This is a genomic window from Affinundibacterium seohonense (assembly GCF_014284305.1).
GTDB lineage: Bacteria > Pseudomonadota > Gammaproteobacteria > Burkholderiales > Burkholderiaceae_D > Undibacterium > Undibacterium seohonense.
In genome coordinates this window covers 1-455 of the sequence record NZ_JACOFW010000090.1, presented here as the reverse complement: position 1 = coordinate 455, position 455 = coordinate 1, and the positions used below count along the sequence as shown (strand labels likewise).

The following is a 455-nucleotide window of genomic DNA, read 5'->3' as shown; positions in this document are numbered from 1 at the left end:
CTTCACGGTCACCGTCGCCACAATCAACGACAGTGTCGTCGATTCCGCGTCACCAGAAACACTGCCATTGGTTGTTGGTGGCGTGACAGGTAACGGCGGTATCATCGACAACGATCAACCAACGATCACCACAGTTGAACCAGGTGCACCAGGAACAGGCGACAACAATGTCGTCGAAGGCACGAACTTGGTCTACACCGTCTCCTTGTCGAGCCCAACAACCATCGCCTCGACTTATGCGTATGCGTTGGGTGGTGGTACAGCGACATCAGGTGCTGATTACAACGCCACCCCGACGTTCAGTAATGGTGTGACCTTGGTCGGTGGCAATTTGATCGTCCCAGCAGGTGTTACCAACTTTACGGTAACGGTGGCAACAATCGACGATGCCAGCTTAGAGGCAGTGACACCAGAGACCTTACCATTGGTCATCGCTGGCGTGACGGGCGCTGGCG

Annotated in this window: 1 pseudogene; it reads left to right on the top strand. The window is 55.2% G+C overall.

The window, feature by feature from the left end:
* Positions 1–455, top strand: a pseudogene (locus H8K52_RS20680) (hypothetical protein); the annotation flags it as partial.